Source organism: Sphingobacterium thalpophilum (assembly GCF_038396785.1).
Classification (GTDB): domain Bacteria; phylum Bacteroidota; class Bacteroidia; order Sphingobacteriales; family Sphingobacteriaceae; genus Sphingobacterium; species Sphingobacterium thalpophilum_A.
On the sequence record NZ_CP151087.1, the window covers coordinates 5566180 to 5590078 of the forward strand.

The window sequence follows — 23899 nt, forward strand, 5'->3', positions numbered from 1 at the left end:
CTTTAAAGGGATGATGTAGATTTTCGGTGTTCGATACTGCAGTCCAAAAAAAACGTCTCGAATTCGAAATAATTCTTTTTGTTTTTTTTCTTTAACATCTGCAAGAGGAGTTCTACCGATTTTTCTGCCATCAGCTGTGTTGGTTGGGTAATTGTTGTTAGAGATGGATTGAGACTGTTGGCAAAAGGGGTGTTGCTAAAGCCAATTAAGTTCATGTCATCAGGAATTTTCACCTTCAATTTATTTAATATGTGCAAAACTTTTAACGACAAGGTGTCTGTCGTTGAGAGGAGTGCATTTGGAGCGGAGGGCTTATTTAATAACGTGTTTATTTTGCTTTCCAGTTCGTCATCGATATTGTCCTTGGGGCTGGAATAGGATATTTCTATAATATTTTCTTCTTTGAAGGGTACGCCGGCGTTGAAGAGTGCATCTTTATATCCTTTTATGCGGCTTACATTTCCGCCAATATCTTTACATAGTAAAAGAATGATATTTTCTCTTCTGTTTTTGATCATTTCTTCTGTTGCCTGGTAGATGACCTTGTTGTTTTGGATTCCGATTTTGAATGTATCGAGCTGATGGTTTATTCGGTCGAAAATAATGACGGGACAAACCTGCTCCATCATATAAAACAAAAGCGATAAGCTTGAATCATTTTTCACAGGGGAAATGATCACTCCTTCGATATTGCTTTGTATGCAAAGTTCCAGCGCTTCTTTTTCTTTTTTCTCGTCGTTAAAAGTCTGCAATAGGATCAGTTTATAATTCGTCTGCGATAGAATGTGCGAGATCTCTTCGTAGAAATCAAAGAAAAAAGAGCTTGAGATAAATGGAACAATGATTGCTAAGGTGTTTGAGCGCCCTGTTTTTAAGCTTTTTGCGGAGAAATTTGGTATATAATTGATTTTCTGCGTAAAATCTAAGATTAGCTTTTTTGTTTCTGCACTTATTTCATGGCTATCGTTTAGTGCTTTGGAAATGGTTCCTGGAGATAGGTTTAACTGTTGGCCAATCTCTTTTAACGTAAATCTCTTCATGTGCTCGATCCTCTTTCATTGATTACAAATGTTCTAGCGTCAATACGATGGTAAGATAGCGCTAGAATTATTCTTGAATTATCGGTTACTATTTTTAATGTATTGAGCCCGTAAATTCTTGAAATTATAAAGATAAGATAAAAAACATGTTTTCAAATGGAGATCAAGAAAAGCGTTGTTAATGAGAATTGATGAGATGTTGTTGGTATTCGGGCGAAAGGTGTCGAAAAGTTTGTTAAAAGAGGAGGCTGTTATTTGGTGCCACCGAAAAGTTTACTGATGATCCAAAGGACAAGGGCGACTATAACAACTACGATGAGGATGCCTGTCCAAACACCAGCCTTAAATATCCCTTCTATTACGGAGCAGCTTGTAATAAGGAAAAAAGAGGATGACATTATTATCTATGTTAATTGCCTTTTCATCATTAAAATTTTTGTCTGTATAAATAGAGACAACTGATAATGAAAATAGTTTTGTGAGAACAGTCCAATATTAGATTATCGGTAAACTATAGGCTGAATGGGGTTGCGCATTGGTTTTGTGGATCATACCGAAAGTTTGGGGGGTAATCATTTTTAAGCATACAATTTCATCACTCTGTACAGGAAGAATGTTGTATCCCTTACTCCACGGAAGACGCTCCTGAAAGCTTTGAGTTTTGCATTGAAGGACTCTGCGGATGCATTGGTGCTTCTATTGTCGAAGTAGTGGAGAATGTATTGATGATGTGCTGCAATGGATCTTGCGACACTCTCGAATGAAGCAATACCCGCGTTCTCAACCTGGTTGTGCCACAGTCCTAACTTTGTGAAAGCAACTTTTTTATCCCTGCATTTATTGAAGATGTCACCTAAGGCAACTCCAAGATCATAAGCCTGTTTTAGCTTGGGAAACCTGATGAACAGCAGTTCTGCACGGCGTTTTTGGCTTTCCGACCATCGACTTGGATGCTTGAACAGGAGGTGTCTCGACCTAGCTAATAGCTGTTTGAGCGTATCACCATTAGGCAACAACTCGGGGTCATATGGGATACCCTGTTTTCGCGATTCCATTATTTTTTTGCTTTCTGCATCTAAGACTTCCCATCGGTATTTGATACGGAGTTCCTGAACAGCATCATAAGCAAGTTTTTGTACATGAAACCGATCGATAACCCTTCTGGCATTTCTGAAACACCTACGGATAGCCTTTGCCATATTGGGGGCCATATCCATCGTTACTTCCCTAACTTTGTTCCTTAGTTTAAGTGGAATGCGCTCTAATACAGCAATAATATCTTCCGCCTTTGTCCCTCTTATGGTAGCCAATATGGTTCCCTTCCTGCCCTTTGCTGATTTACTGCTTACGATCGTGTAAAGTTCACCGTTGCTAAAGCTGGTCTCATCGATGCTCAGGTGTTCCGATATGTTATCAGGAAAAAGGGTCCATTGCTCTGCGTGTGGCTTTTGGTCCCAGTCCTGGAAGTCACTGAGATGGTTCTTGTATTGATCCTGTAGTTGCTTACCGTCCATTTGGAAGAACAGACCTACCAATTGGGCGCTTACAGGATGATTATCCAAATATCTTCTTTAAAAAAAGCCCGAATTCCGTAGTCATTCGAGCACCCTCACGCACCAGATTCCAATCTCTTGTGATGATCTCTCCGGTATCCAGGACCGTCCAGCGACGACGGCGGATATGTAGCGTAACTTTCTGGCCTCGAATGGGAAAGTCTGAAATCTCAGTGGAAGGCATGAAGCCCTTTGACTCCAACTTGCTGTTCTGATAGCCTGTCGGAGCAATATTAAGCTCATCTAAATAAATGTGGAGCTGATTGTCAACCTGATCGACTTCTAAAATCTGAAAGTATTCCAATAGCCCTTCGGGCATCAATAGGGACAGTAATTTACGTTCGGCTTCTTGCAAGGGATATCTGTATTAAGGATGCTAAACTAAGAAATTTTTGACATTCCCCCCAAGAATTCAGCTTGATCCGGTTTTGTTGTAGCTTTTCGGTTTTACCGGTAATTTTTGCGGGACAAAAAGAAGTTCCCGTGAGTGTTAAATAAGAAAAGCTAATCTTGCGATTAGCTTTTCTTTAGTGATCCCGCTGGGATTCGAACCCAGGACCCATACATTAAAAGTGTATTGCTCTACCAGCTGAGCTACGGAATCCTTTCTGTTTTTGAAAGTGATGCAAAGGTAGAATTTCTTTTGATATATGCCAAATTATTGCGTGCAAATTTTGATAAAAAGGCCTTAACTGCTTAATAAATAAACGGATTATTTTTTATCGCGCTTTTTTTGCATGGATTATTCGGTCTGCTCCATTGATATCTTTTATGAGTCTGACCTGTTCAAATCCTTTTTTGACCATAAGTTCTTTCATTTCTGCACCGAGATATTGATTGATTTCAAAATATAGATCTCCATTTGGGGCTAAATGTTTCAGTGCAAAGGATGAAATAACATCATAAAAAATCAACGGAGCGCTTTCTTCAATGAATAATGCGAGCTCAGGTTCGTAAGCCAATACGTTTTGATTCATATGCTGCTTTTCTCCCGGGGTTATATAGGGCGGATTGGATACAATGATATTGTATTGTTGGTCGGAGAAAATGTATTCCCATTCAAATATATCCGCATTGATAAATTGAACCTGAGTTTTTAAATTATTAGCATTTTCCTGTGCTGTTTTTATCGCCTCTTTTGAGATGTCTATCGTGGTTACCAGGGCATTATTGAGATGCTTTGATAAGGTGATAGGGATGCAGCCAGAGCCAGTTCCGATATCTATAATTTTTAGGTTTTGAGAAGATTTATGGTTTTTGATGATCAGATCGACAAGTTCTTCAGTTTCCTGGCGTGGAATGAGGACCGATTCATTGACCTGGAAAACTTCACCATAAAAATCTGCCCTATTGAGTATGTACTGTATAGGTCTGTGCTTTTCTAGATCCTGAAGGATGCTAAGTACTTCAGCCTTATTCGCCTCGTTGACAATATCTGTTTTTCTCAAATGATAATTGGTTCTATTTAACCCAAACTTTTCGGCAACAACCATTAAGAATATTGCTTTTATTTCATCCTCATCATATAACTCCTGAAGCTCGTGTTGAAATAATAATTCGAAATCTTGAAGTATTTTCATGTGTCAAAGGTACGATTTTCATAGATTTGTATCTATGGATATGCACAGGCAATATATGCATCGTTGTTTGGAACTGGCCCAAATGGGTGCGGGTTCAGTGAGTCCCAATCCAATGGTTGGGGCTGTCATTGTTTTGGACGGTAAAATTATCGGTGAAGGGTATACTTCTCCGTATGGTGGACCACATGCTGAGGTCAATGCTGTACAACAGGTTATGCAAAAGTATGGGGAAAAGGCAAAGCGGCTTATCGCAGAAAGTACTTTTTATGTCAGCCTTGAACCTTGCGCGCATTATGGAAAGACACCCCCCTGTGCAAATATGATTGCGGAGCTTAAACCGTTGAAAGTTTTTATAGCCTGTTTGGATCCTTCCGCAAAGGTCAATGGCAAAGGAGTAGAAATACTACGGGAAGCAGGTATTGAGGTCGAAATTGGTTTACTGGAAAAAGAGGCCATATGGCTCAACCGTCGGTTTTTTACACGTATCGGTCAATTTCGTCCCTATGTTATTTTAAAATGGGCACAAACCAAGGATGGTTTTATAGGACAAGAGAGTAAGCAGGTTTGGATAAGTAATGCCGCAAGCCAACAGTTGGTTCACCGTTGGAGAGCGGAGGAAGATGCTATTTTGGTTGGTACAAATACTGCAGTCGTAGATAATCCCAGTCTGACCGTAAGAGAATGGCAGGGTAAAAACCCATTGCGTATTCTTTTAGATAGAGATCTTGCTATCCCGCTAGATGCTAATATTCTCAATGATCAAGCTGATACAATTGTGTTCAATGCTAAAAAGACAGAATGGACAGCAAATGTGAAGTATATTGAGCTCGAAAATTATGGGTTGTATTTACCGCAGAATATTCTTTATCAACTTTATTTAATGGATGTTCAGTCAATAATCATAGAAGGAGGGCGTGCTACTCTGCAAATGTTTATAGATGCGGATCTCTGGGATGAGGCAAGGGTATTTGAGTCTGAAACAAGATTATTGAATGGGATTGAGGCTCCTCAATTTAAAGGACAATTGCTAGAAAGCAAATTGGTTTCCAATGATCTTTTAAAGATCTATAAGAAACAGTAATTATTAAATTGTATATTTAAGGAATTATAAGCCATAGCCGGTTGATTTAATTCTAAAATTTACAATTATGTTAGTTACAGAAAACTTAATGCAGTTTATCTGGAAACTTCGGCTATTCCGTGCAAATGGGTTGAATTCTACTGATGGAGAACCCTTGGTCGTTGTTCATGTGGGGCAATATAATACAGATTCCGGCCCCGATTTTCTCATGTCACATATTAGGTGTAAAGATAATGATTGGTTTGGTCATGTCGAGATGCATATCCAATCTTCGGATTGGGATCGACATTGTCATCAAGAAGATGTCGTTTATAATAACGTTATCTTACATGTGGTGTGGAAAAATGATAAAGTTATCTACCGAAATGATGGGACATCTATACCGACATTGGTGCTTTCGGAATATGTGGAACAGCATCTCTTGGAGCGGTATTCAGTGATGATGAATACTAAAAGTTCGATACCTTGTGAATTTCAGCTTAGTTCTGTCGATCTTTTTAAAAAATCCATATGGCTGAGTAGTTTAGCTATTGAACGCCTAGAAATGAAGTTTCAACAAATGTCGGTGATCTTAAAACAATGTAATACGGATTGGGAAAAAACTTTATGGGTATGGATCTGCAGATGTATGGGATTAAAAGTTAATGCAGATACATTTCAGGAGCTTGGGGAAAAATTACCTTGGAACATTTTACAAAAATATCGTTCCAACCTATTTAAAATAGAGGCTCTTTTCTTTGGGATCAGCAGGCTGTTTATTCAAGGACAAGAAAGCGAGTATATGAAGCGGCTAGCTGGTGAATTTGAGTATCAAAAACGTATTCATGGTATAGAGGCTATTTATGGGGTTTGGAAAAGGATGAGAATGAGACCTTATAATTTTCCTGAACGGCGAATCACGCAATTAGCTCTTTTGTTTAGTAAGAACGAGTTGGGCGTTGCTAAGATTTTGGCTGTGGATGATTTGGAGGCTGCTCGAAAATTATTTAAGATAGAGTCGCCGGGTGATTATTTTGGGGGATATTTTTCTTTCGGTACAAAAACGAAGGTAAAAACATCGGTTCGGCTGGGTAAAGAAACTATTAACACGCTTGTTATTAACGTGATTATCGTATTTCTTTTTTCATACGGTAAATATTTTAGTATTCAGTCATATATTGATAAAGCGCTAGATCTTTTGGAGCAGCTTCCTGCAGAAAAAAATGTTGTTGTGAGACAATTTACTCAATATGATTGGCCTGTTCAAAGCGCATTGCAAAGTCAAGGGATTTTGCAATTAAAGAGATTTTACTGTGATAGGAAGCGCTGCCTTCATTGCAGTATAGGATCAGAAATTTTAAAAAGAAATTAATTCTTTAAAATCTCTGCAATCTCCTTATGGCCTTTTTCATATGCCATATCCATTGGAGCTAATCCTGAAATATTGATGACTCTGGTGTCGGCTCCATTTTCGAGTAAGGCAACAATAAAGTCGATATTACCAAATTGAGCCGCGAAATGAAGTGGAGTTTCACCAGTAGCTTGAATGGCATTGACATTTGCATTAGCATCGATAAGCAACTTGCCGATCTCTTCATTGTTGTTTGCCGCAGCAATATGTAGCGCAGTGGTGAGTTGTTCATTTTTGGTTACGACATTGGGATTGACTTTTTTGGATAGCAAAAGACGGACAATGTCTGCTTTGTTGAAATATGTTGCTAAGGTCAATGGCGTAAAACCCTGTGATGACCATTCGTTGACAACAGATGGAGCTTGCAAAATAATAGCCTCCAGGTATGAGGTTAACCCGGCCGCACAGGCCTCATGGATAGTCATGGATTTGGTGTGTTGTAAAAGTGTCCGAATGATCTGGGGTTTGTTGTAATAGCAAGCCAATAGGAGGGGAGAAATTCCATGACTCGTTGTTTCTTGTAAAAGTTCGGGATTTCCAATCAATAATAAGTCGATATCATGGCTTCTGCCTTCTTCAATATATTGTTCTAAAACGGAAAGGTTCATGTCTTAACAAATTGTCTAACGTTGTCACTAAAATAGACTTTATTGATGAGAATAAATGTTTGATTTGCGAAAATATTTGTATTTAATTTTGCTTGGGATTGAACTGAAATTTAGAAGAAGGGTGTTTTTACGGGGTGAATTGGATCTTAAAATCCGGGAAAAAGTTATTTTTGGGGTATTTTATATACACAAATGTGTAGTAATGCGCATAATGTTTTTGTAAATTAAAAAGTAGATGTACTTTTGTTAAGCCCCTCCCAAGGGCATGTTTTTCATAGGTAGATGTAGGGTCGGGTGTTTCTCACTACGACCCTTTTTTTATAGCTTTGTTTTTATTATTTTAAAAGAGATGTCTAAGAGAAAAATTGTTGTTGCCATTACTGGAGCTAGCGGCTCAATCTATGCTAAAGTTTTACTTAAAAAACTATTGGTATTAAAAACACAGATCGCAGAGGTTGGGATTGTGATGTCGAATAATGCGAAGGATGTATGGCGTGCGGAGTTGGGCGATGAGAGTTATCAGGATGTGCCGTTCAAGTTTTATGACAAGGGTGATTTCTTTGCTCCTTTTGCATCAGGATCGGCTCGCTATGATACGATGATTGTCTGTCCGTGTTCAATGGGGACATTATCAAGGATAGCCCACGGTGTGTCTTCTGATTTGACAACCCGAGCGGCCGATGTCGTGCTAAAAGAGCGACGAAGATTGATTTTGGTTACCCGTGAGACACCACTAAGTATTATACATATCCAGAACATGAAATTGGTAACAGAGGCCGGAGGTATCATTTGTCCGGCATCACCTTCATTCTATAGCTTACCAAAGACTTTGGACGAAGTCGCGGAAACCGTGGTTGATCGGATTTTGAGTCTTGCTGGGTTTGAATTTAAACATTATCAGTGGGGAGAAAATGCCTAGTTATTCCTCGTTGAAATCTATTTTTAATGTTCTATAATAAATTTGTATTTTGTAACTTTGTTTCTCGAAATGAAGCAATCACGAGCATCACGCGAAAAAGTTATTTATAGCTATATGATTTATAGTGATAAAGCCACTGTCTGTCCATTCTTACTGCGCACGCTACCCGCTTCGATAAACAAGTTGTATCCTTTTAATTTCAATCACATTCATATATGAAAAGCTTATTGATTACTTCTGTTAAAGTAATTTTACCTGGTAACGAATTTCATCAGCAGCAAGTTGATGTATTTATCGAAAAGGGAAAGATTGCACAGATTGGAAAATCTGTCAAAGTAGCTGATAAAAATATAGAAACCTTAGATGGTGCCGGAAAAGTTTTAGCGCCAGGTTTTTTTGACCTACATGCCAATTTTGGAGAACCTGGATTAGAAACCAAAGAAGACATCGTTAGTGGAAGCGCAGCAGCTGCTGCTGGAGGATTTACTGGAGTAGCCGTAATGCCTAATACCGAACCGGCGATTCAAAGCCGTTCCGAGGTTGCACTTATTGTCAATACAGCGAAAGGAAATATTGTTGATGTACATCCAATTGGAGCGATCAGTAAAAAGAGAGAAGGGAAAGAACTGGCCGAGCTATTTGATATGAAGCAAACGGGTGCTGTCGCTTTTAGTGATGGAAACAGGAGTGTACAGCAGGCGGGATTAATGAGCAGAGCGTTGTTATACGCTAAGGGATTCGATGGATTGATTTTTTCACATGCTGAAGATGAGTCTATGGCAGGTGGAAACAAAATGAATGAAGGTGCGATGAGTACTTATTTGGGAATGAAAGGTATTCCTAACCTGGCCGAATCGTTAATGGTTTCTCGTGATCTGTATTTAGCGGAATATACTGGAGCTCCAATTCATTTTGCATCCATCAGCACTCCAGAAGCTGTCGATCTGATAAAAAAAGCGAAAGCAAAAGGTCTTCCAGTAACATGTGATGTTGCTGCACATCAATTGGTGTTTACTGATGATGATATTGTCGGTTTTGATAGTAATTATAAGGTAAGCCCCCCATTACGCACAAAGGCCGATCTGAAGGTATTACTTAAAGGCGTTAAGGACGGTACTATCGATGCTGTTGTTTCGCAACACACACCGCATGAAATAGAATTTAAGAATGTTGAATTCCATATTGCAAAAAATGGAATTATTGGACTGCAGACCGTATTACCACTCTTGGTTCGTGCTGGATTAAATGAAGAACAAATTGTCAATAGTCTTTCAGTTAGACCCCGGCAGATTCTAGGACTTGAAGTTCCTCTTATTGAGGAGGGAGCAATAGCCAATCTTGTCGTATTTGACCCTGTGAAGACTTGGAACTTCGATGAAACAACAAATAGATCTAAATCTAAAAATTCTCCATTATTTGGACAGACTTTAAAAGGTGCTGTCGAATTGATCATCAATAATAATCAAATCATAAAAAACGATTAAAACCATGGAAGCAAATATTAAAGCAGCCGTTGAGGCAGGTATATTAAATTATGGCAAGGTTGATGGGATCTCGACTGCCCCGGAATTTCTTGAAAAGATTATTGCCGTATTCAATACGGAAGCAAATTATTTAGAGAAATTAGAACTGTTGGATCAATCTTTTGATGATTATCCACTTTTTGATGAGTTGCGTGAGGTTTATGTAGACCTTTTACTCATGAACTTTTTCTCCAATGATGTTTTAAAGCTTGAAGATGACTATTTGGATTCCGAGGAATGGGAGGCTATAGAAGATGAAACTATAGATAGGGGAACAGAATTGTTGAATATTTTTCTTTATTTAGGGGAATGCAAGGACGATGAGATTGAACCTGAATTGGATGATTTCTTAAAGGAATTTTTATTAGTTGATGAAGATGAATTTCAGGATGAGCATGAAATTTATGAAGATATCATTGCCAATCAAATTGTAGTAGATAGCCCGTATGCTGAAATTGCAAAAGTAGGAAAAGGATTAAATCCGAGAAGTGAAGTCTACGAACTTTTTTATCCTATCATGAGCTTCTTTAGTGAGTTGAAACCATCTGAAAAACAATTTGAAGAGTATGCAGAAGCGTCTTCCAATAAGGCATTTGATATTGCACTTTACCAAATAATTAGTAATTACTATAACAAATAATTTTTATGGCAGATTCAATCAACCAAAGTAATGTAGGATTTGATGCGGTAATTGACAAAAAGAAAAGTATTATTTACGGTGTTATCCTGGGAATAATTTCTTTCATTCTCGGATTAGTCGTCTTGTTTGTTGTCAAAGACTTAAATTCCTTTTGGGGGGTAATGTCGATGTCATTTATTGTTAATACTGGTCTTTTTGTTATTATTTCTGCGCTTTTCGCTTTCTCTCTTAGGAAAGCAAATGGCGGATACTGGAATTTTTCTATAGCATTAAAATCCATATTTATGATGCTTGCTATTTCTACTATTATTTCAACAATTGGGACACAGGCGTATGTTAATTTCATTAATCCAACTTTACAAGAAAAGGTGGTGACACATACAATTAATGTTACAATTGAGTATATGGAAAAGAACAATGTGCCGGATGAGGTTATCGATTCAAAAATCGCGGAACTTGAAAAGCAAGTTGATGCTATTGGAAAGATAACGCTAGGGCAGGTGCTCAAAGGGTTGGCTATCACGCTGATGTTTCAATTTGTTTTTGCATTACTATTATCAGCCTTGACAAAACGAGAAAAATTGGTGATCAAACAAGAGACCAATTAGTGTTTAATAAAATAAAATTGACCCTATAAGGTATTACTGAAAAAGTAATACCTTTGTTGGTATTATAATACTACATTTTTAGCATGATTAACATTCACATGGATATTTCTGTTGTTGTTCCTTTATTTAATGAAGAAGAATCCTTACCCGAATTGACAGCTTGGATCGACCGCGTTATGGCGGCCAATCATTTTTCCTATGAAATTATTTTAGTTGATGATGGGAGTAAAGATAATTCTTGGAAAGTTATCGAAGAGTTGAAGTTAAAGAACACGAATATTTCTGCGATAAAGTTCCGACGCAATTACGGAAAATCTGCGGCTTTAAATGTAGGCTTTGCTGCTGCACAGGGCGATGTGGTTATTACAATGGATGCAGATCTACAGGATAGTCCAGATGAGATTCCTGAACTGTATGATCGGATCGTGAATAAGGGAGCGGATTTAGTATCGGGTTGGAAGCAAAAACGCTATGACCCATTGACCAAAACAATCCCAACCAAATTATTCAATGGGGTGACAAGATCGATGTCTGGAATTTATAACCTGCATGATTTTAATTGTGGTCTTAAAGCTTATAAGAAAGATGTTGTCAAAAACATCGAAGTTTATGGCGAGATGCATCGTTACATCCCTGTTATTGCAAAATGGGCAGGATTTACCAATATACAGGAACAGGTAGTACAGCATTACCCACGTAAATATGGTACCACCAAATTTGGCCCGGGTCGTTTTGTGAAAGGTTTCTTAGATTTATTATCCATATTTTTTGTCGGGAAATTTTCGAAAAGACCGATGCACTTTTTTGGTGTTATGGGCGTGATTAGTTTTCTTGCAGGTTTATTTATCTCCATTTATTTAATTTGCCACAAATTGATGAGTATCGCCAGCGGCACACCATTTAGAGATATAACAGATCAACCTTTATTTTTCTTTGCGCTGACAGCGATTATTTTGGGAACACAATTATTTCTGACTGGTTTTTTGGCTGAGTTAGTGTCTAGAAGCAGCTCCGATCGGAATGATTATCAAATTGAGAAAGTCATTTAATTAATTATGCGAATTGTGATTTTAGGGTCCGCTTATCCGTTAAGGGGCGGTGGGATAGCATCTTTTAATGAACGATTGGCATTTCACTTTCAGGAAGCAGGGCATGAAGTGGACATCTATTCTTTCAGCTTACAGTATCCTAATTTCCTTTTTCCCGGAAAGTCTCAATATTCGGATGAGCCAGCACCAACTGGCCTTCATATTAAGACCACGGTCAATTCCATTAATCCATTTAATTGGATTAAGGTAGGTAAAGAACTAAAAAAGGCAAATTATGATTTGCTTATTGTACGATTTTGGATGCCGTTTTTTGGACCTTGTTTGGGAACAATTCAACGACAAGTTCGAAAAAATAAACATACTAAGATTGTATGCATCGCTGATAATATCATTCCTCATGAACAACGGATAGGGGATAGCTTATTGATTCGTTATTTTTTAAAGTCTGTTGATGCTTGTCTCACCATGAGTAAAAGTGTGCTGGCAGATCTGAAAATGTTAAGCCCGAAAATGCCAGCGGTATATACGCCGCATCCACTCTATGATAACTATGGTGTACATCAGAGTAAAAAGGAAGCACGTCGATTACTTAAGATTGCCGAGGGGGATAAAGTCGTATTGTTTTTTGGTTTTATTCGTCAATACAAGGGTTTGGATATCCTCCTGGAGGCATTGGCTGATCCCAGAATACGTACCCTTGGGGTGAAATTGCTGCTCGCAGGCGAATTTTATGGTGACCCTGCTCCTTATTTGAACCTTATAAAAAAGTATAAACTGGAAGAGTTTATTTTTATGCATACTGATTTTATTCCTAATCAGGAGGTCGGAAGGTATTTTTCAGCGGCAGATTGTGTGGTCTTGCCCTATCGGAGTGCTACACAGAGTGGAATTACGCAGGTTGCTTATCATTTTGATTTACCGATGATTGTCAGTAACGTTGGGGGATTGCCTGAATTAGTTCAGCATGAGTATGTTGGTTATGTCGTGGAACCTGATGCCCGTCAAATGGCCGACGGTATTTTTTCATTTTACCACTACAATAAAGAAGAGCAATTTAGAACAAATATTATTGACGAGAAAAAGAAATATAGCTGGGATACTTTTGGCAATGAACTCCTTAAGTTGGTCGATTGATTGACATTCGTGATTTTATTTGTATATAAAATCAAATTTATCTAAGTTTGGGAGACTGAGGTAGAAATTTAAAAGGAGGAGAGATTTTGTTACCGTTTACACAAAGCAGTTTAACGAAAATAGAGGAGTTTTTCAAAGAGCAGGGGTATAAAGTGAGGTACGAGAAAGGTTCCTTTCGTACCGGTGCCTGTATGTTGCAGACGACAAAAGTGGTCGTAGTCAATAAGTTTTCGAATCTTGAAATAAAAATCCAGTCACTGTGGAATATATTACTGGATATTGATATTGATTCGGAGGTTATTTCTGAAAAATTTCTTCCACTATATGAAGATGTGTTGAAATCAAAAATTGTAGCTTGAGAATAACATTTTTAGGAACCGGAACATCACAAGGGGTGCCAGTAATAGCATGCCAATGTCAGGTCTGTCAATCTGAAGACAAACGTGATAAGAGATTACGTTCTTCTATTCTTATTGAATACAATCAGCATACATTGGTTGTCGATACCGGTCCTGATTTTAGATACCAGATGCTGCGCGAGAAAGTTATGCATTTGGACGCCGTATTAATGACGCACTCACATAAAGATCATATTGCGGGACTGGACGATGTTAGAGCGTTTAATTATCAGCAGCATAGTTCTATTTCAATTTATGGCACCGAAGCACTTCATGAAGCACTAAAGCGTGAATTTTATTATGCATTTACGGAAATTAAATACCCAGGAGCGCCTAGACTGGATTTGGAAGAGATAAAGGCTGGTGTGCCATTGTCTTTATTCGGAAAGGAAATTATGCCTATCGAGGTCCTGCATTATAAAATGCCTGTGTTGGGCTTTAGAATTGGAGATTTCGCCTATATTACTGATGCGAAGTTCATTTCTGACGAATCAAGAAAATTATTGGAAGGAGTAAAGATTCTTGTCGTAAATGCTTTACAGAAGGAATCTCATATTTCACATTTAACGTTGGAAGAGGCGATTGAATTTGCCGATGATATTCATGCCGACAAAACCTATTTTACACATATTGGGCATCGAATGGGATTGCATGAAGTTGTTTCAGGAGAATTGCCCGAAAATATGTTTCTAGCCTATGACAGATTACAGTTGGATATAACCTAATCTATTTAATATAAAACTATAGTCCTTTTTTCGTTGTTATACCTATAAAAAATAAATTAGGTATTAAATTATAAGGAAATGGGAAATTTACTGTACATCATCGCCGTTATTTTAGTTATCATTTGGACGATAAGCTTTTTTGGAGGTTATGCGGCTGGAAATAATATCATCCACATTCTTTTGGTGATTGCAATTATCGTTGTATTACTACGTGTTATTCGTGGCAATGCTTAACCATTTAAATTAGTTTTAAATAAAGTTGGGCAATTTGTAAGTCTTGGGGATAGGTGATTTTTATATTCTTAGAATCACCTTCAACAATATAAATACTTTTGCCCGTTTTTTCGACCACTGAAGCATCATCTGTAAAAAGTGGATCTTCATCTTGTTGGTAGGATTTTAACAACAATGCTCCGAGGAAGACTTGTGGAGTTTGTATCAGCCAAATCTGATTTCTATCTGTGGCGGTATTTGTGGATATATTTCCTAAACGCACCGATTCAACACTCTTTTGTGCCAATACAATTGCTTGGTGTTCGTAAGCTCCCTGAAAAGCCTTTCTAATTAAATCGTCCGAAATAATCGGACGAGCTCCATCGTGTACGGCGATGTAATCTTTAGGACCAATGTCGAAGTTTTGTTTAATGTAGTCTATACCGTTCTTTACGCTTTCGAAACGAGTTTTTCCGCCAAATGCAATATGTATTGGTCTGTCAAACTGATACTTTACACATAACTGGTTCCAATAGCTTTCCATTGCTTCACTGATTACCAAGATAACTTCTGAAATGGTGTTGGATTGATAGAAGCGATCAATAGTATGCATCACGATCGGCAGCCCATCCAAGTTAAGAAACTGCTTTGGAAGATCGCTTTTCATCCTGTTTCCGATTCCTGCAGCAACGATTATGGCAAAATTCATGTTATTATTGAAGGGTTTTTATTTAAAAAAAACGTGGATAGTTATGAAGCCATCCACGTTTTCTGTTTTTGTTATATCAAATCATTAGATAATTAACATGGCATCACCATAGCTATAGAATCTGTATTTTTCTTTTACTGCAACTTCGTATGCATTCATGACGTTTTCGTAACCAGCGAAAGCAGCAATCATCACCAAAAGTGTAGATTCTGGCGTGTGGAAGTTTGTAATCATCGAGTTTGCAATACTGAAATCGTAAGGAGGGTAGATGAACTTACTGGTCCAGTCAGAAGCCGCTTTTAAGTGATGGTCTGCAGAAACAGAAGATTCTATTGCACGCATAGAAGTCGTTCCTACAGCACACACACGACGTTTGTTATCGATAGCTTTATTAACAACGCGCGCAGCCTCATCAGTGATGATAAACTGTTCGGAATCCATCTTATGTTTGGTTAAATCTTCGACTTCAACGGTACGGAAAGTTCCAAGCCCAACGTGAAGAGTAACTTCTGCAAAATCAACGCCTTTTAGTTCCAAGCGTTTCATTAACTCTCTGGAGAAGTGAAGTCCCGCTGTAGGTGCAGCGACAGCCCCTTCATTTTTTGCATAGATTGTTTGATAACGGAATTTATCTTCCGGTGTAGCTTTACGCTTGATATATTTAGGAAGCGGAGTTTCACCTAAGATTTCGATATTACGGCGGAACTCTTCATCGGTACCGTCAAATAAAAATCTAATTGTACGACCACGAGAAGTTGTATTGTCAACCACTTCGGCAACCAATAAATCATCATCACCGAAATATAATTTGTTGCCTACACGGATTTTACGCGCAGGGTCTACCAATACATCCCAAAGACGAAGTTCATTGTTCAATTCACGCAACAAGAAAACTTCAATCGTCGCTCCAGTTTTTTCTTTATTACCGTAAAGGCGCGCTGGAAAAACTTTAGTATTGTTTAAGATCATGACATCCTTGTCATCGAAATAATCCAATACATCTTTGAAAATTTTGTGTTCAATTTTACCAGTATCTCTATGTAGGACCATCAAGCGTGATTCGTCACGATTTTCAGAAGGTTCAGAAGCAAGTAATGATTCTGGTAAGTTGAATTTAAATTGAGATAACTTCATCTTTAATAATAGTATATATTAATATCTGCCTTTCAGTGCATTACAGTGCACCAAATACCAGGCTGCCAAAAGCATACAAAGTTATAACTTTTTCGGGTATGGAAGAGCCATATTTCTAATTAATGTATATATTTTTGGGGATTTTGACATTAAATCAAAACTATATTGTATTTTAGAATACAATTATGCTATTTTTTAGATTGATATTGGAGAGTTGTCAGTTTGCTTTTTCGGCATTGAAAGACAATCGTACTCGCACCTTACTTTCGCTGCTGGGTGTGACCATCGGTATTTTTACGATTATTGGTGTATTTTCTGCAGTAGATACCCTACGGAATAATATAGAGGAATCAGTCAAGAAGATTGGCAGCAAAACACTGTATATCGAAAAATGGCCCTGGGATGGCGGCCCAAATTTCCCTTGGTGGAAATACTTGAATAGACCCGAACCCACATACAATAATTACCTGGATTTAAAAAGCCGGATGACGACGGCTGAGTATATGGCGTATATGATCAATATCGGCAATACGACTATTAAATATAAAAATAATTCGGCCCAAGGCTCATCGGTTAATGCTGCGACTTACGAAAATCTTTACATTCAAAATTTGAATATTATAGATGGTCGTTACTTTGCTGAAAGTGAGTCGAGGGGTGGAGCTCTTGTAACTGTGTTGGGCGCAAATATTGCAGAGGGGCTTTTTCCTAATGAGGAACCAGTTGGCAAATATATCAATATGTTAGGCCGAAAAATTCAGGTTATTGGTGTATTAAAGAAAGAAGGAAATGGTGTATTGATTAATACCTCTCCGGATGATACAGCCTTTATTCCGTTTGAGCTGGCTAGAAATTTGGTCAACTATGATAATTTCTCACCGAGTATAGCGATGGTTATTAAATCGAACTACACGCTTGGCGAGGCTGAGAGCGAAGCGAAAACACTTATGCGGTCGATTCGTCGTATATCACCACAACGGGAGGAGAATTTTTCCATTAACCAGACAACAATGATCACAGGTGCATTGGATCAGCTTTTTGGTATCATTAATCTGGCGGGTTTTTCAATTGGTATTTTTTCAATTTTAGTCGGCGGTTTTGGCATTGCCAATATTATGTTTGTAAGTGTCAAAGAACGTACACATATCATCGGAATTCAGAAAGCGCTAGGAGCTAAAAATTTCTTTATTCTTTCACAATTTTTAGTAGAGTCTATTGTACTTTGTTTGTTGGGTGGAGGGATTGGTCTCGTTGTCGTCTATTTTTTGGCTTTTGTGGTACAAGCTGCGATTGGCGTTGCTATTGTGGTCAGTTTGAAAATGGTAATGCTTACTGTTTCACTTTCTACTTTTATTGGGTTAATATCGGGCATTGTTCCAGCTTTAATGGCTTCTCGATTGGATCCGGTAGAAGCGATTCGGAGTAAATAAAAAAGGTATGTTTAAAAGGGCTCAATTTTCGATATTACATGGATTTTGGCTTTTAATCTTTGCTTACAGCTGCCTGTTGATGGCTGAAATTACTTTTCGCTATCGCGGCTTCTCTCTCGATGCTAATTTCTTGATGATTAAGCAGACCGAAATAGAATCACTTTGGTGGTATCGCTACGTGTTTTATATCCATGTTTGCACGGCTATCTTTGCCTTGCCTGCCGGCTTTACGCAGTTTAATACTTATCTATTGAATAAATATCCGCGAGTCCATCGAAGTATCGGGTATTTATATGTATTCGCCATTTTGGTTTTTGCCGCTCCTTCAGGTTTGCTTATTGGATCCGTGGCGAATGGCGGGTTAACCGCTATTATTGCCTTTGAATTATTGGGGCTTGGATGGTGCTATTTTACATGGCGGGCAGTTCGTTTGGCGAGTCAGCGAAAATTTGATAAACACCGTGATTTTATGATCCGTAGTTTTGCATTAACCTGCTCGGCATTGACCCTACGTTTTTGGAAGGTTGCTTTAGTATACTTCTTTCAGCCCAATCCCATGGATGTTTATCAAATTATTGCATGGCTGGGATGGATACCTAATTTGTTGCTGGCGGAATTTATTATTTATCAAAAAAATCATAAATTATGAAGAAAAACCTTTGTTTACTGTTATTGCTTGGAGCAGTCCTTGGTTGTAAGGATGGGAAAAGTAAAAAGAATGAAACTGCCGAAATAAAAGATACTGTTGCCGTCGAGCGTGAGGCCCATCAGGAACTTTACGGTAATTGGGTTGGCGACTTTGTCGTTGATGAAAGTACACTTGGAGAAGATGAGGGTTTGCCAACAACGGATTACGCTCCCAAGATAAATCTGACGATAAAGAAAATTACCGATAAAGGAGGTGTTTATGGACAGAATGTTGTAAAGGGGAATCTGCGCTCTTTTGTAGGGAAGTTGGAAGAAAACGGTACTGATATTCGCTTATTATTGGATGAACCTGGAGACAGAAAATCCGACGGGCGTTTTGAAATTAAGCTTAATCATGACACGCTAATTGGTAACTGGTCTGCGTATGACCAGGGTGTAAAGATCAAAAAGCGAAACTTTAAATTGTTGAAAAAACAATTTGCCTATAATCCAAATCTGATGCTTAAAAATCAGGATGGAGAGGAGGGGACCTTGGTTGACTGGATTAATGAAAAAAGAAAAGAGGAAACTGACGTGGATGGTGACTCAACGTATACATACATTATACAATATTATAGATCTGCATCTCCCGCAGTCTTTACTGTAAATGCGTCTAAGCAAAAGTTGACAGAGAAAGATCTGAAAAACCTCAAGAAATTAGATTTGGAAATTATTCGGAATACCATTTTCGCCCGACATGGCTATGCGTTTACTAAACCCAGCATTCGCCAATTTTTTGAGCCTGTAGATTGGTATGTACCTATTTCAAAAGATGTGAGTGCAGACTTAAGTCAACTGGAAAAAGATAATATAGCCTTGCTGACTAGGTTTGAAAAATATGCAACAGATAATTATGACACCTTTGGAAGATAATCCAGTTGGCATTACGAGACAATATTTATGCGATCAATCACACAAAAAAGGCTTTACATTGTAAAGCCTTTTTTGTGTGATTGATCGTGATGTTTTATCCATTCTTCCGAATGGAAATCGCATTTTTATGCGCCTGTAGTCCCTCGAGTTCAGCGAGTATTTCAACCACTGATCCGATTTGTTGAAGCCCGGTTTCGTTTATATGTTGAAAGGTAACTTTTTTAACAAAAGAATCTACCGATACGCCTGAATAGGAGCGTGCATAACCTGATGTCGGTAGTGTGTGATTTGTACCTGAGGCATAATCTCCTGCGCTTTCAGGTGTTAAGTGTCCTAAAAAAACAGAACCAGCATTGCTGATATAGCGTGTTAAGGATTCCCATTGGTCCGTCTCCAAAATAAGGTGTTCTGGTGCATAATCGTTTGAAAACTGTATGGCCTCCCGAAGCGTCTCAACAGTTACTGCATAGGAATTTTCAATCGCTTTTGAAGCGAGTTCCTTGCGTGGCAAAACCGCTAACTGGGCTACAAGGGCTGTGTTGACTGCATCAACTAGCGCATTGGATGTTGCAACCAGGACTGCTTGACTGTCGGCTCCATGTTCAGCCTGTGCCAAAAGATCTGCTGCCACAAATGCTGGGCTTGCCGATTCATCCGCGACGACCAGCACTTCGGATGGTCCTGCAGGCATATCAATACTGACATTTGCTAGCCCCTGTATGATGGATTTTGCTTTTGTGACAAATTGATTGCCCGGGCCAAAGATCTTATCCACTTTTGGTATGGTCTCCGTTCCAAAACCCATCGCTGCAACGGCCTGAGCACCTCCAACTAAGTATATTCTGTTTATCTTAAGTAATTTTAAACAAAAAGCGACAAAGCCATTGATTTTTCCATTGGATTGAGGTGGAGAACAAACGACGATCTCTTTGCATCCAGCTATCCTTGCCGGGACACCAAGCATTAAAAGCGTGCTTGGTAAAACTGCTGACCCGCCAGGGATGTAAAGTCCAACTTTTTCAATCGGACGGACTTCTCGCCAGCATTTTACACCGGGCATTGTTTCAACCGTACGCTCTCTTTTTAGCTGTGTACTATGGAATTTATGGATATTTTGAAAAGCGATTTCAAGTGCTCTCTGTTGATCACGGCCTATGGTAGACGCCAAAGCGTCGATATCTTCCTCGTCTAAATATAATCTGTCAAGTTCAACTTTATCAAATTTGGCGGCATATTCGCGCAGAACCACATCACCTTGTTGACGTACTTGTTGAATAATCTCCTGAACAACATCCTGAATTGCATTGTTGGGGTCCATATTTCGGGCAACTAATTGTTGTATTTCCTCTTTCCCTAGGGTCTTGTAATCATATTTTTTTAACATAGTCGTACCTCGCGTGTCAAGTTTAAAGGATGATTTTTTCAATTGGCATTACAACGATACCTTGGGCACCTTCAGCTTTTAACTTATTGATCTTATCCCAAAAGTCATCTTCCGTGATAACAGTGTGTACAGCAACCCAACCTTCTTCTGCCAGTGGAACAACCGTAGGACTCTTAACACCGTGTAATAAAGAAGTAATAGCCGGCAAATTTTTCTTTTCGACATTCAATACCACATATTTAGTTTCTTTTGCTAAAAGAACAGATTCGATACGTTGCACTAATTCCGCCAAAACTTCATTGCCTTCCAATCCCTTTCTTCCGACCAATATGGCTTCTGAATTTTTAACATCAGCAAAAGGCTTCAAACCATTACTTTTTAGTGTTCCACCGGTCGATACGATATCACAGATCGCATCACTAAGACCCAAACCGGGAGAAATTTCAACTGAGCCAGATATCAAACGGATATCTGCATTGATCTTATACTCGTCTAGAAAATTCTTTAGGATATTTGGATAAGAGGTTGCGATTGCTTTGCCGTTAAGGTCTTTAATGTCTTGGATGGTGCTATCTTTGGGAATAGCAAGTTTCAATGTACATTTTCCAAAACCAAGCCTCTTGATGTATTCTACTTTAGATTCGGTCTCATCAATGATGTTTTCACCGACGATGCCCAGGTCGGCTATACCTTGTTCCACATATCCCGGAATATCATCATCTCTCAGAAATAATATTTCGAGTGGGAAATTCCCAACCGTGGTGATTAAAGAACTTTTGTAGTTCTCGAAGTCTAAACCACAATTTTTCAGTAATTGAACAGATTTTTCGTTTAACCTACCCGATTTTTGGATAGCAATTTTAAGATTTTTCAACGCTTTATAAATGTTAGCAGTAAATTATTAATAATAAGAAATCAAACAAGAGGGAAGGTATTCTACGTAAGAACACATTAAATTAACATATCGCCACAATGGCGATGATGAAAATGAAAATGATGTACGCAAGTATAGACCATGTTTGTATTAATAACTGCAAGCAAATGTATAGTAAATTAATGGGAAATGCAAGACTATCATTTTAAAATTCTTATCCTAATGGACTTGTTGTTGAAATGAATTCAATTTTCTTGAAAAAATTGTAAAAACTAGGTCATTTATTGGGGAATACACTATAATTTAGACAAAAGACAATGCTGATTTCCTATCCTATAGTAAGCTGTTTGAATTACTCCAATAGTGAGCTTGTGAAATTTTGTCCAATCGAAATGTTTCTTGATAGGGTGACAACTCTCATAAATTTCCTTATTTTTAAGGATTGGGGAGTAACTTATTAAGTTAATAGCGGATAAAAGTGACAATAGTGGGGGGAGAAGTTGTTGTTTAATAAATTGGAGTAGTGTGTTTAGTGGTACCTAATTCAAGGGAATGGTAAATTAGATCAATTATTTGTTAGATGAAAAGATTAGCTTTTATTTTTATTTGTTGGGTTAACTGTCTTTATGGCCCTGTTCTAGGACAAGAAAGTCCAGCGTCTACGTTAGATATCCGGATATTGGAGTCCATAGCTGAGACTCGGACAGCGCCACAAACACAAACATTTAAAGTGCTTTCTGATATCAATAACTATGTTCAGATAGCCGTTCCTGTTGGTTTACTGGTGGCAGGTGCGGTCAACGATGATAAGGCAATGCGTCAGAATGCCCTGTATGTCGCCAGTAGTACGGCTGTAACAGCGCTAGTGAATGTTGGTTTAAAACATATCTTTAAGCGAAGTAGGCCATTTAAAAAATATCCTAATTTCATATCGGTTCGTACAGCCGGTGGGTATTCCTTTCCCTCTGGTCATACGTCATCTGCTTTTGCTACGGCTTCTGCTTTGTCTCGAGCCTACTCGAAGTGGTACGTCGTTGCGCCATCCCTTTTATGGGCGAGTAGCGTGGGATATTCAAGGATGTATTTGGGCGTACATTTTCCCTCCGATGTATTAGCAGGAGCTGTACTAGGAACGGGAGCGGCCTTTGCTTTGGATGGATTAAAGAAATAATATAGCAATAGAAAAAAAATGATACAAGAGGTTATTAAAATATTGGTTGTTGGATGTGGAAATATGGGCGCATCTCATGCGAAGGCATATCACGATTTAGATGGCTTTCAAATTGTGGGTCTAGTAGCTCGCGGGGAGAGCAAAAGTAAACTGAATGAGCAATTGGGAGGTAACTATAAACTGTTTGAATCTTATGAGGATGCACTTCAGGAAACGAAACCGGATGCCGTTTGTATTGCGACCTATCCAGATACACATAAAGCGTATGCTATAAAAGCCTTTCAGGCTGGCGCTCATGTTTTTATTGAAAAGCCTTTAGCTGAAGACGTGATTTCGGCGCAGGAAGTCGTCGATGCAGCGCTGCAATACGATAAAAAATTGGTTGTTGGATATATTTTGAGGTATCATCCCTCCTGGATCAAATTTATTGAAATATCCCAAAAAATGGGAAAGCCACTTGTTATGCGGATGAACCTGAATCAACAGAGCCATGGGTATATGTGGGATGTGCATAAAAATCTAATGTCTAGTTTAAGTCCCATTGTTGACTGCGGAGTTCATTATATTGATGTCATGTGTCAAATGGTGGGGGCGAAGCCATTGTATGTATCTGCAATAGGTGCACGGTTAACCGATGAGATTCCTGCCTGGAACTACAACTATGGACAATTGCAACTGCATTTTGAAGATGGGTCCGTAGGATGGTATGAAGCCGGATGGGGACCAATGATTAGTCAGAACGCTTTTTTTGTAAAGGACGTTTTTGGACCTAAGGGCGCCGTTTCCATTGTCGCAAACAAAGCAAGCGATGAAGGTAAATCGGATTCGGTAGCATCCCATACACAAACAGAAAGCCTTCGCGTACATTACGCCGATTTAGATTCGGCAAACGAATTTACGAAGGTCGATGAGTGGGTCAACTTATCCGATGAGCCTGATCATCAAGAATTATGTAATCGGGAGCAGTTATTCTTTCTGCAGGCGATTGTAGATAATTTGGACCTTTCTGATTCGATGGAAGATGCAGTTAATAGTCTACGGATTGCTTTGGCATGTGACGAAGCTGTGAAAACTGGGCAGATGATAAAATTGTAGTTTATTTTGCTTAGCGATCACGTTTTTACATTTTATGGAAATATGAAGAGAAAAAAGTAAATAAATAAAAAAATAGAGCAA

25 protein-coding genes and 1 tRNA gene are annotated in these 23899 nt (G+C 38.5%); 16 read left to right on the top strand and 10 right to left on the bottom strand.

The features are described 5' to 3' along the window. Positions 1-2 precede the first annotated feature (2 nt). The 5 genes from AACH28_RS24585 to prmC form a co-directional block, all read right to left on the bottom strand. Entirely contained in the window at positions 3-1040 is a 1038-nt protein-coding gene (locus AACH28_RS24585) for a LacI family DNA-binding transcriptional regulator (RefSeq protein ID WP_088162204.1), read from the bottom strand. A gap of 578 nt (positions 1041-1618) precedes the next feature. Then, positions 1619-2602: a transposase gene (locus tag AACH28_RS24590; RefSeq protein ID WP_341831800.1), complete on the bottom strand. Its 984-nt coding sequence runs from the start codon at positions 2600-2602 to the stop codon at positions 1619-1621. Then, positions 2595-2948, bottom strand: coding sequence for a transposase (locus AACH28_RS24595; protein WP_286767917.1), 354 nt, complete (start codon positions 2946-2948; stop codon positions 2595-2597). Before AACH28_RS24595 ends, AACH28_RS24590 begins: the two co-directional genes overlap by 8 nt. 176 nt (positions 2949-3124) lie before the next feature. Continuing rightward, positions 3125-3197, bottom strand: a tRNA-Lys gene (locus tag AACH28_RS24600). 115 nt (positions 3198-3312) lie between these two features. Further along, entirely contained in the window at positions 3313-4173 is an 861-nt protein-coding gene (gene prmC, locus AACH28_RS24605) for a peptide chain release factor N(5)-glutamine methyltransferase (protein WP_145327017.1), read from the bottom strand. 34 nt (positions 4174-4207) lie between these two features. Here prmC and ribD point away from each other — a divergent pair, with 34 nt between their 5' ends. Together ribD and AACH28_RS24615 are read left to right on the top strand one after the other, a co-directional pair. Beyond that, entirely contained in the window at positions 4208-5254 is a 1047-nt protein-coding gene (ribD, locus tag AACH28_RS24610) for a bifunctional diaminohydroxyphosphoribosylaminopyrimidine deaminase/5-amino-6-(5-phosphoribosylamino)uracil reductase RibD (protein WP_407073626.1), read from the top strand. A gap of 67 nt (positions 5255-5321) precedes the next feature. Next, complete coding sequence (locus tag AACH28_RS24615) at positions 5322-6605, top strand: DUF2851 family protein (protein WP_341831802.1); 1284 nt, start codon at positions 5322-5324, stop codon at positions 6603-6605. Here AACH28_RS24615 and AACH28_RS24620 read toward each other — a convergent pair. Beyond that, on the bottom strand, positions 6602-7252 hold the full coding sequence (locus AACH28_RS24620; protein ID WP_075993358.1) for an ankyrin repeat domain-containing protein: 651 nt from the start codon (positions 7250-7252) through the stop codon (positions 6602-6604). The genes AACH28_RS24615 and AACH28_RS24620 overlap by 4 nt on opposite strands. 349 nt (positions 7253-7601) lie before the next feature. Between AACH28_RS24620 and AACH28_RS24625 the strand changes: the two genes are divergently transcribed. The 9 genes from AACH28_RS24625 (at position 7602) to AACH28_RS24665 (ending at position 14482) form a co-directional block, all read left to right on the top strand. Next, complete coding sequence (locus AACH28_RS24625) at positions 7602-8171, top strand: UbiX family flavin prenyltransferase (RefSeq protein ID WP_070567704.1); 570 nt, start codon at positions 7602-7604, stop codon at positions 8169-8171. A 215-nt stretch (positions 8172-8386) separates the two neighbouring features. Further along, positions 8387-9655 (top strand): dihydroorotase family protein, encoded by a 1269-nt coding sequence (locus AACH28_RS24630; protein ID WP_070567702.1) that lies wholly within the window; start codon positions 8387-8389, stop codon positions 9653-9655. Between the two features lie 4 nt (positions 9656-9659). Then, positions 9660-10334 (top strand): hypothetical protein, encoded by a 675-nt coding sequence (locus tag AACH28_RS24635; RefSeq protein ID WP_341831803.1) that lies wholly within the window; start codon positions 9660-9662, stop codon positions 10332-10334. 5 nt (positions 10335-10339) lie between these two features. Further along, on the top strand, positions 10340-10942 hold the full coding sequence (locus AACH28_RS24640) for a DUF4199 domain-containing protein (protein ID WP_112376141.1): 603 nt from the start codon (positions 10340-10342) through the stop codon (positions 10940-10942). A 98-nt stretch (positions 10943-11040) separates the two neighbouring features. Beyond that, positions 11041-11991 (top strand): glycosyltransferase family 2 protein, encoded by a 951-nt coding sequence (locus AACH28_RS24645; RefSeq protein ID WP_046674669.1) that lies wholly within the window; start codon positions 11041-11043, stop codon positions 11989-11991. A gap of 6 nt (positions 11992-11997) precedes the next feature. Continuing rightward, positions 11998-13125 (top strand): glycosyltransferase, encoded by a 1128-nt coding sequence (locus tag AACH28_RS24650; RefSeq protein ID WP_070567696.1) that lies wholly within the window; start codon positions 11998-12000, stop codon positions 13123-13125. 86 nt (positions 13126-13211) lie between these two features. Further along, a complete protein-coding gene (locus AACH28_RS24655; protein WP_070567695.1) occupies positions 13212-13484 on the top strand; it encodes a hypothetical protein in 273 nt (90 codons plus the stop codon). Then, a complete protein-coding gene (locus tag AACH28_RS24660; RefSeq protein WP_070567693.1) occupies positions 13481-14248 on the top strand; it encodes an MBL fold metallo-hydrolase in 768 nt (255 codons plus the stop codon). The genes AACH28_RS24655 and AACH28_RS24660 overlap by 4 nt, the downstream gene beginning before the upstream one ends. 78 nt (positions 14249-14326) lie before the next feature. Further along, the gene (locus tag AACH28_RS24665; protein ID WP_341831804.1) at positions 14327-14482 is read left to right on the top strand and encodes a lmo0937 family membrane protein; all 156 of its coding nucleotides are present in this window, start codon (positions 14327-14329) and stop codon (positions 14480-14482) included. Between the two features lie 4 nt (positions 14483-14486). Here the strand turns inward: AACH28_RS24665 and AACH28_RS24670 are convergent, their stop codons facing one another. Together AACH28_RS24670 and queA are read right to left on the bottom strand one after the other, a co-directional pair. After that, positions 14487-15170, bottom strand: a complete 684-nt coding sequence (locus AACH28_RS24670; protein ID WP_115050707.1) for a 2-C-methyl-D-erythritol 4-phosphate cytidylyltransferase — start codon at positions 15168-15170, stop codon at positions 14487-14489. A gap of 84 nt (positions 15171-15254) precedes the next feature. Next, on the bottom strand, positions 15255-16304 hold the full coding sequence (queA, locus tag AACH28_RS24675) for a tRNA preQ1(34) S-adenosylmethionine ribosyltransferase-isomerase QueA (RefSeq protein ID WP_070567689.1): 1050 nt from the start codon (positions 16302-16304) through the stop codon (positions 15255-15257). A gap of 185 nt (positions 16305-16489) precedes the next feature. Here queA and AACH28_RS24680 point away from each other — a divergent pair, with 185 nt between their 5' ends. From AACH28_RS24680 to AACH28_RS24690, 3 genes are read left to right on the top strand one after another with little or no spacing between them, the layout of a single operon-like run. Beyond that, positions 16490-17734: an ABC transporter permease gene (locus AACH28_RS24680; RefSeq protein WP_341831805.1), complete on the top strand. Its 1245-nt coding sequence runs from the start codon at positions 16490-16492 to the stop codon at positions 17732-17734. A 7-nt stretch (positions 17735-17741) separates the two neighbouring features. Next, positions 17742-18383: a DUF2306 domain-containing protein gene (locus tag AACH28_RS24685; protein ID WP_286896294.1), complete on the top strand. Its 642-nt coding sequence runs from the start codon at positions 17742-17744 to the stop codon at positions 18381-18383. Continuing rightward, positions 18380-19294: a YARHG domain-containing protein gene (locus AACH28_RS24690; RefSeq protein WP_341831806.1), complete on the top strand. Its 915-nt coding sequence runs from the start codon at positions 18380-18382 to the stop codon at positions 19292-19294. Before AACH28_RS24685 ends, AACH28_RS24690 begins: the two co-directional genes overlap by 4 nt. Before the next feature lie 94 nt (positions 19295-19388). Here AACH28_RS24690 and hisD read toward each other — a convergent pair whose 3' ends face one another. Both hisD and hisG read right to left on the bottom strand, forming a co-directional pair. Then, positions 19389-20678 carry a histidinol dehydrogenase gene (gene hisD, locus AACH28_RS24695; RefSeq protein WP_341831807.1) on the bottom strand — a complete coding sequence of 430 codons (1290 nt, stop codon included), beginning with the start codon at positions 20676-20678 and terminating at the stop codon, positions 19389-19391. 22 nt (positions 20679-20700) lie between these two features. Then, a complete protein-coding gene (gene hisG / locus AACH28_RS24700; RefSeq protein WP_046674456.1) occupies positions 20701-21552 on the bottom strand; it encodes an ATP phosphoribosyltransferase in 852 nt (283 codons plus the stop codon). Positions 21553-22132: 580 nt separating this feature from the next. On the opposite strand from hisG, the gene AACH28_RS24705 reads away from it, so the two are divergent. Both AACH28_RS24705 and AACH28_RS24710 read left to right on the top strand, forming a co-directional pair. Beyond that, the gene (locus AACH28_RS24705) at positions 22133-22723 is read left to right on the top strand and encodes a phosphatase PAP2 family protein (RefSeq protein WP_070567677.1); all 591 of its coding nucleotides are present in this window, start codon (positions 22133-22135) and stop codon (positions 22721-22723) included. An 18-nt stretch (positions 22724-22741) separates the two neighbouring features. Continuing rightward, positions 22742-23818 carry a Gfo/Idh/MocA family oxidoreductase gene (locus tag AACH28_RS24710; protein ID WP_341831808.1) on the top strand — a complete coding sequence of 359 codons (1077 nt, stop codon included), beginning with the start codon at positions 22742-22744 and terminating at the stop codon, positions 23816-23818. The last annotated feature ends 81 nt before the right edge of the window (positions 23819-23899 follow it).